Origin of the sequence: Nostoc sp. UIC 10630, assembly GCF_010747425.1 — a bacterium.
GTDB lineage: Bacteria > Cyanobacteriota > Cyanobacteriia > Cyanobacteriales > Nostocaceae > Nostoc.
Genome location: NZ_JAAGOG010000003.1, coordinates 1 through 17579, shown reverse-complemented (window position 1 = coordinate 17579; position 17579 = coordinate 1). Strand labels below are relative to the sequence as shown.

The window sequence follows — 17579 nt, the reverse complement described above, 5'->3', positions numbered from 1 at the left end:
TAGCGAATCAACACTAATTAGAACATTCTCGACTCAATAGCAACTGTCCATTATTCAGCCGATATAATCCTTGTGGTTCAATAATTGCATCGCCTTTTTTCCAAGGACGAGATGTGGTTTCAACACTTCTCACCTCGCCAGTTGTATAGTTAGAAACCAAAACCCCAGGACGATTAGTAGTTAAAGCACCAGAACCCGTGATGGTAAAAGAGTTTTCTTGCCGCTTGGTGCCGCGTGAAATGCAACTATTGGCGATGAGTGCGTTGGTATCGATGACTGGAGGTAATTCGGTAAAGCTATTTTGGATGGAACTGGTATCAGGTGCGTTAATGCTAATTACACCTGCAACACCTAGTTCCGAACTGGCGGTAACATCACTTTTTTCGGTTGGCTTTGGACGCGACTCGATACCAAAGACACCTTGTGAATTGATTTCGACATTTCCACCTATTCCTGTGAAGGCATTGGCTGTGATGTCGCTGTTTTCTTTGGGGATGGCGATGATAAATCTTGAATTGATGTCGATGTTACCACCATTGCCACCTGATTGCGCTGTACCTGCGGTGGTCGAAATTTGGCTATTATTACGCAAGAGTAAGCGATCGCTAGCAGTTAAATTAATATTTCCCCCATCGCCAGAATTAGTTATTGCTGCAATAGCTGCTTTGTTATCAAGTGCTGTGGAACTAGAATTAATATTAATATCTCCGGCTTTCCCTTGCCCAAAGCTGCTTGAACTGATTCCCCCGCGATTTAAAAATAAAGAATCTGTTGTCAGGTTAATATTACCTCCATTGCCTACAGCTATTGGATTGACTGTGCTAAAAACACCGCTAGAAAAACCTGTGGTGCTAATACCGTCAATCAAAATGCGATCGCGTGCATCAATGGTGATATTACCCCCATCGCCTCTAGAATAAGTACCAGCATTGACTATTCCCCCATTGGTTAAAAATAAAGAACCTGTTGTCAGGTTAATATTGCCTCCCTTACCCTCAGCTTCACCTTCTAAGGTACTAAAAGCACCGCTTAAGCTTCCATTACTACCGACACCATCAATACTAATAGCATCGTTAGCATTAACTATAATGTCACCTGCATTACCTTGACCTAAACTGGTCGCAACAAGTTGTCCGCCGTTGCTTAGTTTTAAGGAATTGGTTGTTATTTGGATATCCCCACCTTTGCCAACACCTCCATCCAACAAAAAACTAAAAGTGCCACTTGTGTTATTGCCACTAGAACCATCGACAATGACAGCATTGCGGGTATCAATCTTGATATTTCCAGCATTTTGTTTTGCCGAGGTGAAGATTCTACCGCCATTTGTTAACGTTAGCGTTCCTGTTTTAACCTCAATATTTCCACCATTCGCGCTTCCAATGGCAAAGGTATATGCCCCAGTCAAAGAGTTTTTAGCATTGGTTCCGTCAAAGGTAACAGCATCGCGCGTATCGATAAAGATATTACCACCATTACCTTGACCGTCACTAAAAGCGCTGAGTGCAGCATAATTTTTTACAAATAATTCTCTAGCGTTGATGCGGATATTTCCAGCCTTACCCGTGCTATTGTTTAGCGCATTAGTGCCTACGGAAGCAAGTGAACCATTTTCTCCACCATCAAAAGTTACTGTATCGCCGGCATTGATGGTGATATTGCCTCCATTTCCCTGTCCCAATGTGTTTGCAGAAATGGTTGCACCATTAACGGAAACTGTATCGCGGGCGTTGATGGTGATATTGCCGCCATTTCCCTGTCCATCTGTGTCTCCAGCAATGGCAGCACCGTTGGTGACGGAAAGTGATCCTGTTGTAATTTCGATGTCACCTCCTTTACCTTCACCACTCAGCAAATAACTAAATAAACCGCTAATACCAATTTTGTCAAGACCAAAAGTTCCACCCTTGACGACACCATCAAAAGTTACTCTATCACGAGCATTAATGGTTATATTTCCACCATTACCTTTTCCTTCGCTATGTGAAGAAGATACTCTACCGCCATTTGTGAAAAACAGCGATCCCGTTTCAATTTGAATATTTCCGGCGTTACCATTGTATGCTTCCGTACTGGCACCACTAGATAAACCATTACCGCCAATTCCATCAAAAGTAATAGTATTGCCAACATCAAGAAAGATATTACCTCCATTTCCTTGTCCGCCGTTGCTAGCATTTAATCGTCCGCCATCTTTTAATAGTAAATTACCCGCAGTGATGCGAATCTCACCACCATTACCTATGGGATTATTAGTAACGAAACTTGATACTGTACTGCCATCTTTTTTTCTGCCTCCAAAACCTGAAAATGTAACATTATCGCGGGCATTAATAGTGATATTCCCTCCATTTCCAACTCCAGCAGTAAAGCTAGATATTTCAGCACCATTAGTAACAGAAAGCGATCCCGTTGTCACTTGAATATTTCCTGCTTTCCCGACACCTCCAATGTTTAAGTTGCTTTGCAAACCACTGGATTTATCGTAATCCAAGTCATTAAGATCAAACTTCCCCGCGTCGATGAAAACGCCATCTAGCTTGACATTATCAGAGGCTTCAATGGTAATATTTCCGGCATTACCTTGTCCTGATACATCTGTTGATATTTGACTACCGTTAGTTAACGAGAATGAACCTGTTTTCAGGTAAATATTTCCTCCGTTACCTACCCCCCCATTAAACACCTCACTACTAACATCACTATTATTATCGAAGACTATATTATCAAGGGCATTAATGCTGATATTTCCAGCATTTCCTTTGCCAAACATACTACTAGCAATAAACGCTCCATTAGTAGCTTTTAGCGTACCTGTTGTGATTTCTATATTACCTCCATTACCTCCAATAGTGGATTGCACATTATTAATAATTCGGCTAAATGTATTACCGTTATTACCATTTAACGAAATATTATTACGAGCATTAATGATGATATTACCAGAATTACCTTTTCCGCTAGTCCTACTTTGAATTTGCGAACCATCGTTTATTTCCAAGGATCTAGTATTAATAGTAACGTTCCCACCATTACCTATTGCACCCTCATCTAGCAGGGAAAAAATTCCGTTAAGTTCCCCTGGTCTTGAGTTACGAAAACTGATATCACCTTGAGCATTGATATTGACATTTCCTCCATTACCTTGTCCGAAGATACTAGCACTGATTCTTCCACCATCGCTTAACGTCAATGTCCCAGTCGTAATATTGATATCGCCAGCATTACCAAATGCTCTTTCTTGCACGACGTTAGCAATGAGGCTTTCATCTCTTAACGTTGTATCTCCTGTGGCATTAATAGTAATATCTCCACCTTTAGTATTGAGAGTACCTAAACCTATATCTATTCCTGCTCTGAGTATACTTTGCCCTACTAAGTTTACATTTCGAGCTTCAATTTTGATATTCCCGCCACCCGCACTGCGAACATTAACTTCTGCGCCATTACTCAACGAAACATCGGCGCGTTCCACATTTTCAGGTATAACTAAACTCAGATTATCACCTGCAATATTTAATCCCACATTTCCCGGTGCAGCCAAACCTGCTAACTCAATATTTCCGCCATAAGTGCGAATTCCACCACCATCAATATTGATATTGCCACCAACCAGCAGCAAACTTTTACCATCAGCAACTCGCAAACCCGTAACATCTTGTCCAATGAGATTTGTCCCTGCGGGTGCTTGGGATTGATTAATGATTCCCCCACTTGCTTGGATTTGATTAAACAGCAATACTGAAGGATTAATAGTCAACAATGGCACAGCTTGGGGATTTGTGGCACTAAAAACCCCTTGATTGCCAAACTGCACACCGTTCGCAGTCGTCCCCACAAATGAACCCTGCACATCTAAACTGGCATTTTTTCCAAACACAATGCCATTGGGATTTATCAAAAATAAATTCGGGCTAGAATTACCAAATGTGCCGAGTGTACCCAAAATTTCTGAACGGTTATTACCTGTCACCCGTGCCAAAATATTCTGAATATCTGCGCTAGGACTGAAAAAATATGCCCCCCGCCCCGCACTGATATTAAATTCTTGAAAGCTGTGAAATAGATTGATTTGGCGAGTTGCACCACCTGTAACTACTTCTATGGGTAGTCCCTGAAAGTTGCCTATAACTTGAGAGGACTCAGCGCCAAGTGTGTTATCAGGAACGATATTGCTTTGCTGTGCCTGGGTTTTGCTAGTGAAGAGACTTACACTTAAGCAGCCCAGCAACGCTGCCAATCCGAACTGCAAACACCTGTTTAATCCGTAGTTGCTCGTCATTGGGTGCTATTTATATAGATTACTTGAGTATCTAATAGAACTGCACCTTTGGATCATTAACAACGTTAATTATGCACTTTTCTGCAATGGTGCGATCGCATTTCTGCATTATCCAGGTATTAAAACTGCACACAAACAAGCAGAAAAATTGGATGTGTAGCATGAAGATGTCGGATATTGTGTAACTCATCGGCAACAGTAAAACTACTGAACGCTAATTAGTCCCTTGCTTTTTAGGCTAAGTAATTACACAACTTAAAGTTTTTACAAGTTAATTGCATATTTTAGCCTGAATTATCAATTCATTAGTCACAACTTTCAGAAATATGGATACGCTTCGCTTAAGTAAAAACACTGCTGGTAAAACTGCATTTCCTTTTGTACACAATTCTGATGATACTGTGCTTGTAGGCGATCGCTATCTCACTATCGAAGAAGTAATTAGTGTAGCCCGTTATGGGGCACAGGTACGTTTAACTGACAACCTCAAAAGTTTAGCCAATGTCCAAGCATCCTGCGATTTTATTCATCATGCGGTTGAATCTGGCGACCCGATTTATGGGGTGACAACTGGTTTCGGTGGTATGGCCAACGTGGTGATTTCTCCTGAATCTGCGGCTTTGCTGCAAAATAATTTGATGTGGTATCACAAGGTGGGTGCAGGAAAAAAATTACCTCTGGCTGATGTCCGTGCTGCGATGCTTCTCCGTGCAAATTCCCATATTACTGGTGCATCGGGGATTCGTTTGGAACTCATCAAGCGAATGCTGGTATTTTTAAATGCTGGTGTTACACCCCATGTCTGCGAATTTGGCTCAATCGGTGCGAGTGGTGATTTAACGCCTTTAGCATATATCACTGGGGCATTGATTGGTTTAAATTCTAACTACACCGTAGATTTTAACGGTGAAGAAATGGATGCACCAACAGCACTTAAAAAGCTGGGTTTAGAGCCATTGCAATTACTTCCAAAAGAAGGGTTAGCAATGATGAATGGGACTTCGGTAATGACTGGAATTGCAGCTAATTGTGTACAACAGACGAAAGTTTTATTAGCCTTAAGTGTAGCTACCCATGCTTTAGCAATTCAAGGTTTATCAGGTACTAATCAATCGTTTCATCCATTCATTCACAAACTAAAACCTCATTCTGGGCAAGTTTGGACTGCTTCACAAATGCTAGATTTATTATTAGGTTCACATTTAATTCGTGATGAGTTAGATGGTTCCCATAATTATCGAGATGAGCATCCAATTCAAGACCGTTATTCTTTGCGTTGTTTAGCACAGTATATGGGGCCAATTGTGGATGGGATTGAGGAAATTGCTAAACAGATTGAGGTAGAAATCAACTCTGTGACTGATAATCCGTTGATTGATGTTGAAAATCAAGCGAGTTATCATGGCGGTAATTTTTTAGGGCAATATATTGGCGTAGGAATGGATCGACTGCGTTATTATATTGGGATGTTGGCGAAACATTTGGATGTGCAAATCGCTTATTTAGTTGCACCAGAGTTTAATAATGGGCTGTCTCCGTCGTTAGTTGGCAATCAACAGCGCCGTGTAAATATGGGTTTGAAGGGGTTACAAATTACTGGCAATTCGATTATGCCCCTATTAACTTTCTATGGAAATTCTATTGCTGATAGATATCCTACCCATGCGGAACAATACAACCAGAATATTAATAGTCAAGGGTTTGCTTCGGCGAATTTAGCGCGAACCAGTGTAGAAGTTTTTCAGCAATATATGGCTGTGGCTTTGATGTTTGGGGTGCAATCCGTGGATTTGCGTACATACACGCTCGCAGGACATTATGATGCGCGTGCAACTTTGTCTCCCGCAACTAGGGATTTATATATGGCGGTACGGAATGTGGTGGGGCGATCGCCATCTAAGGAACGCCCCTATGTGTGGGATGACAACGAACAAGCTCTGGATTTACATATTAGTAAAATTGCGGTTGATATTGCGGCTGGTGGAGAAATTGTGACTGCTGTTAGTCGAGTTTTATCTAGTTTGAATAAATAAAGATAAACGAACCGCAGAGGGCGCAAAGAAAGACACTTTGAGCGAGATTTTATTTTGTTTCAGAAGCAAATTTTTCTATTCCCCATTCCCTAGCTATGAATATCGCACATCATGTAGAACGCGGTCATCGACTATATCCCAACAAGACCGCCATAGTTTACGAAGATAAGTCTTATACCTACAGGCAACTTGACCGTTTAGTGAATTGTACAGCCAATGCTTTGCGTGGATTGGGCATTGTAAAAGGCGATCGCGTGGCGTTGTATTTACCCAATATACCGGAGTTTGCGATCGCTTATTTGGGGATTTTGAAAATTGGTGCGATCGCAGTTTCACTAAATGTCATGCTGAAGTCTGCCGAGGTTAGTTACATTCTCAATGATTGCGCTGCTAAAGCTATTGTCACCACAGAATCAGGTCGTTTGCAATTAACAGAGGCTGATTTACCCCATTTACAACATATTCTCATTGCTGAAGGTGTAGTTAATAACGACATAGATTTTGCAGATTTGATTTCAAACGCTTCTCCCATCACCCGCGCTATGGAGATGGAATGGAACTCTCCAGCTAGTATTGTCTATACTTCTGGTACTACAGGCTTCCCCAAAGGTGCAACACTTTCCCACGGTAATATCATTTCTAATATCTCTGCACACAATCGTTGTTGCGAGATGAGTCGAACTGATAGATTGCTACTGTATGTACCACTGTTTCATTGCTTTGGTCAAAATGCGATTTTAAATGCTGGTCTAAATGTTTGTGCAACTATCATTTTGCAAAGGAGATTTGATTTAGATCAAGTCTTAGAAAGCATCGAAAAATATCAAGCCACTATGTTTTTTGGTGTACCGACTGTATTTATTCGATTACTGAATCAAGACACCTCTAAATATAACTTTGACAGCCTGCGTTATTACTTTAGTGCTGCCGCCCCAATGCCTGTAGAAATTGCCAAATCTTGGCAAGATAAGTATAAAAAGGTGATTCATGAAGGATATGGTTTAACCGAAGCTTCACCCTGCGCTAGCTATAACCACAATTTAAAATATAAGTTTGGTTCCATTGGTGTTCCAATTACAAATGTCAAAATGCGAATTGTGGATGCTAACGGTTTTCAAGTATCAGCAGGAGAATTGGGTGAAATAGTAATCAAAGGTTCCAATGTGATGCTTGGTTATTGGAATCGTCCTCAAGAAACTAAAAAAGTAATTAAAAATGGTTGGTTGCACAGTGGTGATATTGGTCGTATGGATGAAGAAGGCTTCTTCTACATCGCCGATCGATTAAAAGATATGATTAACGTCTGTGGATTTAAGGTATATCCAACAGAAGTAGAAAATGCCATTTATAAACATCATGCTGTTGCTGAAGTTGCTATCTATGGACTTCCCGATCCCATAAAAGGCGAGATAGTCAAAGCCAACATTGTAGTTAAAAATGGTCACAAAATTACAGAAAAAGAAATTCTAGAATTTTGCTCTCAACAAATAGCAACTTACAAGATTCCCCAAACAATTAAATTTGTGAATTCACTGCCAAAAAATCCTACAGGCAAGGTGATAAAGCGATTTTTACGTGATGAAGAATTTACCAGTATATCCAATAAATTTCTAAGTTTTCCCACACAGTTAAGATAAATCTAGCAATTCTCAATTATTCACTTAAATCTCTCCTCATTCTTCTCTCTGCGCCGCGCCAGTTGCTGCAAGTCAGGAACCCGCCCAATGCACTGGCTTATCTGTGCAATTGCTACTTTACCTAAAACTTCAATTAACTCATCAAACATATCCAAAAATCATGAATACAACTACATCTATGACAATTCAAAAACCCAAAACTGACGAACTACTATTATGGAATCTTATTTTTGCAGATACAGGTCGTCAAGTACTGCTAGTTGCTTATGATATTAAACTATTCCCTCTCCTATCTCAAAAACCACGTAGTTTAGCAGAAATTTGTGATGAACTAAAAATTTTTCAACGTCCAGCCGAAGCTGTATTAGCAGTTCTTATATCTATCGAATTAGTAGAATTAGAAAATAGTTATTATTCACTTACTCCTCTTGCCAAAGACTATTTGGTCGAAAGTAGTCCCACATATTTCGGTGCTTTATTAGAAATGATGATCTTTGATGAACGCAAGCATATATCCTCGTTTGATACTTTAAAAAAGTCTTTATTTACCAATAATTCTCCTAGCAAAAATGTGATGAAATCTTTGAGTAAAAATCATGATTTTATGCGTGCCATCACCTTTGGTAATAATGTTAAATTTATCCGTAGCTTTATCTCTAGTATGCATGGGCCAAGTATGGCGGCTGCATTAATTTGGCCAGAACTCATTGATTTATCTGAATATAAATTGTTTATTGATATTGGTGGAGGTTCGGCGGCTCATTCAATTGGTGCAACGTCAAAATGGCCGAATTTACAAGCTGTTGTTCTCGAACTACCTACAGTATGCGAAATAGCTCAGGAATTTATCATACATTATGGCTTGCAGAATCGGATTGCAACACAAGATTTTGATATGTGGAGTGATCCTTTTCCCGTAGGCGATCTTCATTTTTACAGTGCGATTTATCATCATTGGCAACAAGATAAATGCCAAATTCTCACAAAAAAAAGCTTTAATAGCTTATTGAGTGGAGGGCGGATTATCCTCCATGAAATGCTATTTAACGAACAAAAAACGGGCCCTTTTCCAGTAGCAGTTAAAAACCTAAATATATCTTTAAAGCTGGGAGGTCAACAATATTCAGGCCAGGAATTAGCAATGATGTTGGAACAAGCAGGTTTTATTGACATTGAAATTAAACCAGCTTCGAGTTACTGGAGCATCATTACTGGTCGTAAACCCTAATTCTTGCTCAAGAAAGACTACTTAACTTATACGCATCAAATTTACTTGTATGAACACAAAAACAGTTACAAATACATCTGGATCTTCCATTTTCTCACCACCTACAAACAGCAAACTGACCCAATTAACATCAACCGAACTCACCGTTGGAGAAACTGTAGTCAAGATGTTAGAAGATATGGGAGTCGAATCTGCATTCGGTGTTTCTGGTGGTGGAATTGGGCCACTGTGGGCATCCCTCAATCGCAGCAAAATTCAAGTTTTACACTTTCGCCACGAATCGGGAGCAGCTTTTGCAGCTTGTGAAGCCCACTTTGCTAGCGATCGCCCTGTGGTTGTGTTCGTCACCACTGGCCCCGGTATTACCAACGCCCTCACCGGATTGCTGGCTGCCAGAGGCGAAGGTGCAAAGGTAATTCTATTATCTGCAACCACCGCATCTGGAAATCGCGGACGCTGGGCTTGTCAAGAAACCAGCGCTCATACGTTGCCGATTTCAGGTATATTTACCCCAGGTGTATTATTCAATTACGCCACCATCGTCGAAACTGGTGAGGAAATCCCGGAAATTTCCCGCAGACTGGCGCAAGGATTATCCCAACCAGGCGGTTTTGTCGCCCATATCAGTATTCCTACCCCAATTCAAACCAAACCATGCACAGCGCGATCGCAATTCGGATTTACTCGTGGGGTGTCAGTTACCAGCGAAGAAGCGATCGCTGAATCGGTGCGGTTGCTTTCTCAAGAACCCTTTGCCATTTGGGTAGGTTTTGGTGCTAGGGAAGCCGCCGCCGAAGTTCGCCAATTAGCAGAATGCACCGGGGCTGCGGTGATGTGTTCGCCTCGCGCTAAGGGCATTTTTCCCGAAAATCATCCCCAGTTTATCGGCGTTACCGGATTCAGTGGTCATGCTTCTGTCCTCACATATATGCAGTCACAGCCACCCCATCGCATCCTAGTTTTAGGAACTCGTTTAGGTGAACCGACTTCTTTCTGGAATCCCTTGATGATTCCTACTGGTGGCTTCATCCATGTAGATATAGATCCAGAAGTACCGGGAGTAGCCTATCCATCTGTACCAACTTTCGCAATTCAATCGGAAGTAAAGCCTTACCTCAAATCTCTACTAGCATATTTTCCCCAACGTCGAGGGAATTCCCCAATATTGCCCAATCCAGAGTTACAACCGCCTTCTCCTCATATAGATGGTTTAGTCAGACCAGAAGTTTTGATGGATGCAATTCAAAAAATCATCGTTGAGGATAGCGATGTTGTGATCCTAGCTGAGGCTGGTAATTCCTTCGCTTGGGCGACTAACAGACTGCGCTTTACCCAACCAGGACGCTACCGCATTAGTACTGGCGTGGGGGCGATGGGTCATGCTGTGACTGGAGTCGTGGGGGCGACTTGGGGAAGAAATGGTAAAGCGATCGCCATTGTGGGAGATGGCGCGATGTTGATGAATAGCGAAGTTAGCACCGCCGTTAAATTCGACATTCCCGCCGTTTGGATTGTACTGAATGACGGACGCTACAATATGTGTGCCCAAGGCATGAATTTACAAGGATTTCAAGGCGTAGATACGGAAATACCGAGTACCAATTTTGTCAAACTTGCCCAATCAATGGGTGCAGACGGTATCCGCGTTTCCACAGAATTGGAACTAGAAGCAGCGTTAACAAGAGCTTTGGCTGCTACTGTTCCCTTCGTTGTTGACATTAACTTAGACCCCAAACAACCTGCTCCCATTGGCGGTAGAATTCGCAGCCTCATTCAACAAGGAGCAATCGAATCAAAAGGAGAACAATCATGATTTTACAACCAGTTGGCATTCGAGCGATCGCCCTGAATTTTCCTCGCACCATCCGCACCAACGATTATTACAGAAATAATTTTCCCCAGATGGTGGCGGAAGCTGAACAAAAAACCTTGGCTAGGTTGTTTGTCACAGATAATTCTACAGATATCTGGTCACAGGAAGTAGCCCCTTATATGTCCGATCCCTTTCGCGGTACTGTTGAACGGCGAGTAGTCAGCCCAGATGAAACCTCTTTATCTCTAGAATATCAAGCAGCGATCGATGTTCTGCAAGCAGCAAAATTACAGCCCGAAGATATCGACTTGATGCTTGTAACTTCGTTATTTCCCGAACAAGTCACACCAGGAAATGCAGCCTTTCTCGCCGGGAAATTAGGATTATCCAGCGCAGCCTGGAATATAGAATCAACCTGCACATCTGTATTAGTTTCCCTACAAACAGCCTGTTCTCTAGTCCGAACGGGAGAATATCGCAATGTATTAGTGGTTGTTTCCTCTACATATTCCCGTTATACCGATGAGAATGATACCCTCGCCTTCTTGTCAGGCGATGCAGCTGGAGCATTTATTGTGGGTGAACTCCAACCCAATCAAGGAATTTTGGGAACTAAAATTGCCAATACCGCCGCCACTTGTGGAGCCTTTTATAACGAATTCACCACCGATGAACAGGGGAACATCAGAATGTTCATTCGGGGAGGTAAGGGCGCAAGTAAGATGTTTAACGAGACAACCGTGAAATTTATTCGTCTATGTTGTCACGGAGCGATCGCAGCTGCTGATGTCAGCTTAGATCAAATTGACTTTTTTGCTTTTAACACACCCAGCGCTTGGTATTCGCAGGTTTGCACCCGTGCATTAGGGATTAATCCAGAACGGACTATTAACCTGAATCCCTTCTACGCCAATATTGGCCCAACCTTCCCCGTAGCCAATCTCTACCACGCCGCCCAAGCAGGTAAAATCCGGGAAAACGATTTAGTTCTTGTTTATACAATGGGTTCTTCATCCAATGCAGGTGCTAGCGTCATGCGTTGGGGCGATGTTGCTTTAGGAACTCCACCTGCTCCCCCCTTGAGCCTTTCCCTACACAATCAAAAAATTCTCATTTCTAGTGCTTTATCTCATTAATTTTGATTTCTCTTCTTTCCTTCTTCCTTAGCGCTCTACCCTTCGGGAAGCCACTTCGTGTCTATGCGTCCTTTGCGGTTCGTTCCCTTACCTATCAAATTTGCGAGGTTTTTATGAAATTCTGGAAAAAAATATCGATTGTATCTGTGATTGCGATCGCAGTCTTCCTATTCCAAGGAACAATCAGCACATCTACCGCTCAGGCTGCTACATACAAATTCACTTTCACTGGTGAAGAAGCCAACGGTTACTTTATTTATGATACTGCTGCCAAAGGTGAAACAAAATCGCCCTACATGACTCAATATTACGGTGGAGGGCGCGATTATAAAGTCGATTTAGGAGACAAAGGATTATTTCAAGGCACAGTTAGTAATGCCATTGTTTTTTTGCCCAGAGAAGAAGATAAAGTCTTAGCAAAAATTCGAGCGCAACACGATAAACAATATGGGAAAGATGACGAGCATAATGTTTTATTACCTGCCGATCTCTTCCTTTTACAAGTACGTAACTTTGAACGACAGCCAAAGTCCAGTTATTCCCTAGTTAGCTATTTCAAGTATCCCCAAGAAACGTTCAATGGATCTACAAGACTACCAACAGAGGTTCCTCTAAAGGCTGAAATAGAAGTATTTCCCAAAGTAGATTTTCCCAAAACATTAGGTAAAGCTTTGGTTAAAGCAGCCGTACAAACCAAGATAGAAAAGATATCTGATTAAGATGTAGAGACGTTGTATGGCAACGTCTTTACAAGCCGATAACTATTACTTGTAAAAAAGAGGAAAAATAATGAACTTTTGGAAGAAACTAATAATTACATCCATCTTAACTTTCGCAGTTTTTTTCACTCAGGGAATAATTGATCATCTCCCAGCCCATGCAGCCTTACATAAATTTAGTTTTAATGGCGAGCAAGCCAACGGCTACTTTATCTTTGATGACTCAATCCGAGGAGGCGCACCAATTCGTCCAGATATGTTGAGTGAGTACGACGGTTCTGTCGTCGAATATGCGGTAAATATTGGCGATGAAATATCAGAACAAGGTTCTCAAAGTCCTGAAAGAGCAACGCATGATGAAGCTCGAACTATTGTAACTTTACTCCGTCCTGAATTAGTCAAAGCTTCTCCCAATCTTCCGAAAGACTCTCCACAAGATGATGAGTTTATCCTTTTTGTACCCAAAGTTGCTCGTCAATCAAAGTATGCGCTATCAGTTCGTTTTCGCTATCCTGAAAACACCTTTCATAATTCTGTAGCTCAACCAAAAAATGTTCCTAATCAGGCATTAATGTCTGTTCACCCCTACTGGAATTTTCCTATAACTATGGGGAAAGTCAAATTTGAACAACCTGTTAAAACCTCAATTGAAGATATTTTTTCATTGCCAAAAAATCAATATGATGGTGTTGGTGCAAGCAATTAGTAATTTTGCGACTCTCAGCTTAGGTGTTTTTTCTCGCCAGAAAATGCCAGAAAATGTTAGTATACAACGCAGCCTTAGATTTTTATACTTCTATTTACAGACAAGAAATTGGTATAATTAGCCGTTTAATTGCTCAATCTGCGCCGATTGTAGATATTATGCTGGCTACACAAGCACGACGAGATGCGATCGCACGATTAGCAATTACCAGCAACAGATTAGCTCACTCACTACATTAAATACGTAAAATTATATATGAAGCAAAAACCAGATGTGCCTATTGAGGCACTAAAGCGAATTTTGAAAATGTTGCTGAAATACCCAGTAATGGTATTAGCTGCGATCGCTAGTTTATTAATGACGACAGTTGCTAATATCGCTGCACCTCAAATTATTCGCTGGGGAATTGATGCTGGTATTGCCAAAAATAACTTACAAGTGATTTTGACTTGTGGGGGATTGATGGTTTTGGTGGCTTTGATTCGGGGATTGTTTAATTTTGGGCAAAGTTTTTTTTCAGAGATAGTATCTCAAAGTATCGCTTATGACATCAGGAATAAATTTTTTAGTCAAACCCAGCATTTAGATTTAAGCTACTACGATCGCACGCCCAGATCACAACTGCTCACACGTATTAATAATGACATCGAACAAATTCGCGTTTTTATTGGTGCAACCTTGCTGCAAATTTTCGGTGCTGCGATCGTATTATTCAGTAGTGCGACAATTTTGCTACTCATGAATTGGAAGTTGGCACTTATAGCATTAGCAATTATCCCGATTTCCTTCATGTTATTAGGCGGATTTTTTCAAAAAAATACTTCCTTGTTTACTCAAGCACAGAGGCAGCTAGATGATTTAAACTCAATTTTAAAAGAAAATTTACTCGGTGTGCGTGCAGTCAAAGCTTTTGTGCGTCAAGAAACAGAAATAAAACGCTATGCCGTTGCTAATGAAGATTTCCGCACAACAAGTATCAAAACAATTTATGCACTACGAGATACATTTCCCATAATTTTTTTAGCGAGCAATTTACTTGCCGTTGCTATTTTTGGATACGGGGGTTTAGAGGTAATTAGCCACAGCTTTTCTATAGGCGAACTAGTTGCCTTTAATTCCTATTTAGGATTTATCATCCAACCAATTTTTCAGACGACTTTTGCATTTCAATCTGTTGCTCAAGCATCAGCATCAGCCACTAGAGTTTATCAGGTGATAGATGCAGAAATTGCCATCAAGGAATCTCCCAATGCAGTTTTTTTGCAAAGATGCGAAGGAAAAATTTCTTTTGAAAATGTTGATTTTCGCTACCCAGAAGTAAATGAGAATACCTTAAATAGTATTTCATTTGAAATCCAGCCAGGGCAAACAGTGGCAATTTTAGGTACGACGGGAGCAGGTAAAAGTACACTTGCTAAATTGATTCCACGTTTTTATGATGCAACAAATGGAATAGTAAAGATTGATGGATATGATGTCCGCTCCTTAAATTTAGTCAGTTTACGTTCTCACATTGGTTTGATTTCTCAAGAAGCAAGTTTATTTTCTGGAACCATCCGTGAAAATATCGCTTATGGAATACCAGATGCACCTCTTTCAAAGGTAATTGAAGCAGCTAAGTTTGCTCAAATTCACGATTTTATTATTAGCCTCCCTGATAGTTACGATACTTTTATCGGCGAACGAGGAATTGGCTTATCGGGAGGGCAAAAGCAAAGAATTACTATTGCTCGGATATTGCTAAATGATTACAAAATTCTGATTGTAGATGATAGTCTTTCTGCTGTTGATGCGAAGACAGGAGCATTAATTCAAGAATCCTTCAAAGTTCTGATGGAACAGCGTCAATTTACTATAATTTTCCTCACTCAACGGATTAATAATATGGTAAGTAATGCTGACCAAATTTTCATAATTGATCGAGGTAAATTAGTTAAAACATCTTTCGGTGCAGAGCTAATTGAAAATGCCATCTTAAAAAACTAGTTATTTATAGAAATGCTAATTTTTGGATCTCTAGAAAATTATTTATATCTCAAATCAACCTTGCTAGACTCTCTAAGATAAAATTGCCATCCATGAACAGAAAAATTAATATCTTTGAATCGGTATCACAAGTCAATGCACCATTACCTGTTATCCGCCGCTTCAGTCAATATTTTCGTCCATATATCAAAGAGATTCCCATCATCCTGGGAATAATTATTATTAGCTCTATTACCCAAACAATAGCACCTTTGCTTACTGGTTGGTCGGTAGATAACTTGATACTTAAAGGCAATTGGTTAGGACTGTTATGGATGCTAGTTCTATTAACAATAATATACCTTACGGGGTTTGTATCCAATCGGACTTTGATTGTTAAAGTTGGTGTAATTATGCAGCATTTACTTGCACAATTACGTCAAGATATCATGAATAAATTACAAACATTACCCCTTAGCTTTTATGATAAAAGTAAAGTGGGTGATTTAATGAGTCGCCTGCTGAGTGATGTTAATACTTTAACTCAAGTATTCAGCCCTATGCTACCGCAAGTTATTGGAAGCTTTTTTGGCTTATTAGCAAGTGCAATATTCATGCTTTCCATCAACTTACAATTGGGTTTAATTACTAACCTGATTGTGCCAATTATGTTATTAACAACTGCTTTTTTTGCCAGATTAGCGAGGGCAAAGTTTCGCATTACTAGACAAACAATTTCTCAGCTTTCAATTAAACTAGAAGAAAATATTAGCAATATTCAAGAAGTTCAAGCATTTAACCGGGCAGAAATCAACATTCAAGAGTTTAAAAAACTTAACGCAGATAACCGGAATGCTAATATCCAAGCAACAGCAATTACTGCTGCTTTCCTGCCAACAATAGACTTATTTAATACACTTACTTGGGGAATTGTATTAGCTTATGGTGGCTTTCTCGTTTATAAAAATATCATGACTGTGGGAGCTGTTACCGCATTTTTGTTTTACGTCCAGCAATTTTTTCAACCCATCCAACTTATCACTAACTTCTATACTCAAGCACAATCTGGATTAGCCGGATTAGAAAGAATTTTTCTACTTTTGGATGAGCCAGTCCAAATTGAAGATACCACAGACGCGATCGCCTCCGGTGGGCACAACGCGATCGCAATGCCACCAATTCAGGGTAAAGTTCAATTTGAATCTGTCAATTTTGAGTATAAACCCGGACAAAAAGTTTTAGAAAACATAACTTTTGACGCTGAACCAGGACAAGCGATCGCATTAGTCGGAGCTACTGGTGCAGGGAAAACTACTATAATTAGTCTACTCTCGCGCTTCTATGATGTGTCAAGCGGTGCTATAAAAATTGACGATATAGATATCCGAAAAGTTACACAAGCAAGCCTACGTCGTCAAATTGGTGTTGTCTCGCAAGATACCATGATTTTTAGCTGTAGCGTTGCCGAAAATATTGCCTTTGGCAATCCCCAAGCAACAACGGCAGAAATTGAAGCGGCTGCAAAGATTGCAAATATTCATGACTTTATCTTGACCTTACCCCAAGGCTATGAAACGCAATTAGGAGAACGTGGAATAAATCTTAGCAAAGGACAACAACAGTTAATCAGCATCGCCCGCGCAGTTTTGGTAAACCCGCGTATCTTGATTTTGGACGAAGCAACTAGTAACATTGATAGCCAAACAGAGAACTTAGTTCAACAAGCGATCGCTAATTTACTTCAAGGTCGCACCAGCTTTATCATCGCTCACCGTCTGGCTACCGTCACTAACGCAGACAAGGTATTAGTCATTGAGCAAGGACAAATCATCGAACAAGGTACACATACACAATTGATGGAGCAAAGGGGAGTATATGCAAACCTTTATTCTCTACAACTAGTAAATAATATCAAAACTAGCTTGAAAATAGGTTCTAGAAACTAGTATAGAGGGTTAGTAAACTGCGTAGCAGCTTAATACTATTCCACGAAATGTTCTGATACAAATAATTTGTCTCTAATTCTTTCCCCCCTGCTCCCCTGCTCCCTATTTGTATCA

Annotated in this window: 12 protein-coding genes; 10 read left to right on the top strand and 2 right to left on the bottom strand. The window is 40.5% G+C overall.

The window, feature by feature from the left end; translation table 11 throughout:
• Positions 1-13: 13 nt before the first annotated feature.
• Positions 14-4282 carry a filamentous hemagglutinin N-terminal domain-containing protein gene (locus tag G1O98_RS01495; protein ID WP_163926852.1) on the bottom strand — a complete coding sequence of 1423 codons (4269 nt, stop codon included), beginning with the start codon at positions 4280-4282 and terminating at the stop codon, positions 14-16.
• Between the two features lie 326 nt (positions 4283-4608).
• On the opposite strand from G1O98_RS01495, the gene G1O98_RS01490 reads away from it, so the two are divergent.
• Positions 4609-6315 carry an aromatic amino acid ammonia-lyase gene (locus tag G1O98_RS01490; protein WP_163926851.1) on the top strand — a complete coding sequence of 569 codons (1707 nt, stop codon included), beginning with the start codon at positions 4609-4611 and terminating at the stop codon, positions 6313-6315.
• 95 nt (positions 6316-6410) lie between these two features.
• Positions 6411-7952: a long-chain fatty acid--CoA ligase gene (locus tag G1O98_RS01485; protein ID WP_163926850.1), complete on the top strand. Its 1542-nt coding sequence runs from the start codon at positions 6411-6413 to the stop codon at positions 7950-7952.
• A 20-nt stretch (positions 7953-7972) separates the two neighbouring features.
• Here the strand turns inward: G1O98_RS01485 and G1O98_RS40560 are convergent, their stop codons facing one another.
• Positions 7973-8101, bottom strand: coding sequence for a hypothetical protein (locus G1O98_RS40560; protein WP_275941756.1), 129 nt, complete (start codon positions 8099-8101; stop codon positions 7973-7975).
• An 11-nt stretch (positions 8102-8112) separates the two neighbouring features.
• Here G1O98_RS40560 and G1O98_RS01480 point away from each other — a divergent pair, with 11 nt between their 5' ends.
• The 8 genes from G1O98_RS01480 to G1O98_RS01445 all read left to right on the top strand — a co-directional run bounded on the left by G1O98_RS01480 (position 8113) and on the right by G1O98_RS01445 (position 17465).
• Positions 8113-9180, top strand: a complete 1068-nt coding sequence (locus G1O98_RS01480) for a methyltransferase (protein ID WP_163926849.1) — start codon at positions 8113-8115, stop codon at positions 9178-9180.
• 49 nt (positions 9181-9229) lie between these two features.
• Positions 9230-10993, top strand: coding sequence for a thiamine pyrophosphate-dependent enzyme (locus G1O98_RS01475; protein WP_163926848.1), 1764 nt, complete (start codon positions 9230-9232; stop codon positions 10991-10993).
• Positions 10990-12129 carry a 3-oxoacyl-ACP synthase III family protein gene (locus tag G1O98_RS01470; RefSeq protein WP_163926847.1) on the top strand — a complete coding sequence of 380 codons (1140 nt, stop codon included), beginning with the start codon at positions 10990-10992 and terminating at the stop codon, positions 12127-12129. Before G1O98_RS01475 ends, G1O98_RS01470 begins: the two co-directional genes overlap by 4 nt.
• A 113-nt stretch (positions 12130-12242) precedes the next feature.
• The gene (locus G1O98_RS01465; protein WP_163926846.1) at positions 12243-12848 is read left to right on the top strand and encodes a hypothetical protein; all 606 of its coding nucleotides are present in this window, start codon (positions 12243-12245) and stop codon (positions 12846-12848) included.
• 70 nt (positions 12849-12918) lie between these two features.
• On the top strand, positions 12919-13554 hold the full coding sequence (locus tag G1O98_RS01460; protein ID WP_163926845.1) for a hypothetical protein: 636 nt from the start codon (positions 12919-12921) through the stop codon (positions 13552-13554).
• A gap of 53 nt (positions 13555-13607) precedes the next feature.
• Positions 13608-13793 carry a hypothetical protein gene (locus G1O98_RS01455; RefSeq protein WP_163926844.1) on the top strand — a complete coding sequence of 62 codons (186 nt, stop codon included), beginning with the start codon at positions 13608-13610 and terminating at the stop codon, positions 13791-13793.
• 16 nt (positions 13794-13809) lie between these two features.
• The gene (locus G1O98_RS01450; RefSeq protein ID WP_163926843.1) at positions 13810-15540 is read left to right on the top strand and encodes an ABC transporter ATP-binding protein; all 1731 of its coding nucleotides are present in this window, start codon (positions 13810-13812) and stop codon (positions 15538-15540) included.
• A 92-nt stretch (positions 15541-15632) separates the two neighbouring features.
• On the top strand, positions 15633-17465 hold the full coding sequence (locus G1O98_RS01445) for an ABC transporter ATP-binding protein (RefSeq protein ID WP_163926842.1): 1833 nt from the start codon (positions 15633-15635) through the stop codon (positions 17463-17465).
• Positions 17466-17579 lie beyond the last annotated feature (114 nt).

Excerpts from the sequence above, each read along its gene's own strand:
- G1O98_RS01495 (WP_163926852.1), bottom strand. The coding sequence starts at position 4,282 with ATGACGAGCAACTACGGATTAAACAGGTGTTTGCAGTTCGGATTGGCA.
- G1O98_RS01490 (WP_163926851.1), top strand. The coding sequence starts at position 4,609 with ATGGATACGCTTCGCTTAAGTAAAAACACTGCTGGTAAAACTGCATTT.
- G1O98_RS01485 (WP_163926850.1), top strand. The coding sequence starts at position 6,411 with ATGAATATCGCACATCATGTAGAACGCGGTCATCGACTATATCCCAAC.
- G1O98_RS40560 (WP_275941756.1), bottom strand. The coding sequence starts at position 8,101 with ATGTTTGATGAGTTAATTGAAGTTTTAGGTAAAGTAGCAATTGCACAG.
- G1O98_RS01480 (WP_163926849.1), top strand. The coding sequence starts at position 8,113 with ATGAATACAACTACATCTATGACAATTCAAAAACCCAAAACTGACGAA.
- G1O98_RS01475 (WP_163926848.1), top strand. The coding sequence starts at position 9,230 with ATGAACACAAAAACAGTTACAAATACATCTGGATCTTCCATTTTCTCA.
- G1O98_RS01470 (WP_163926847.1), top strand. The coding sequence starts at position 10,990 with ATGATTTTACAACCAGTTGGCATTCGAGCGATCGCCCTGAATTTTCCT.
- G1O98_RS01465 (WP_163926846.1), top strand. The coding sequence starts at position 12,243 with ATGAAATTCTGGAAAAAAATATCGATTGTATCTGTGATTGCGATCGCA.
- G1O98_RS01460 (WP_163926845.1), top strand. The coding sequence starts at position 12,919 with ATGAACTTTTGGAAGAAACTAATAATTACATCCATCTTAACTTTCGCA.
- G1O98_RS01455 (WP_163926844.1), top strand. The coding sequence starts at position 13,608 with ATGTTAGTATACAACGCAGCCTTAGATTTTTATACTTCTATTTACAGA.
- G1O98_RS01450 (WP_163926843.1), top strand. The coding sequence starts at position 13,810 with ATGAAGCAAAAACCAGATGTGCCTATTGAGGCACTAAAGCGAATTTTG.
- G1O98_RS01445 (WP_163926842.1), top strand. The coding sequence starts at position 15,633 with ATGAACAGAAAAATTAATATCTTTGAATCGGTATCACAAGTCAATGCA.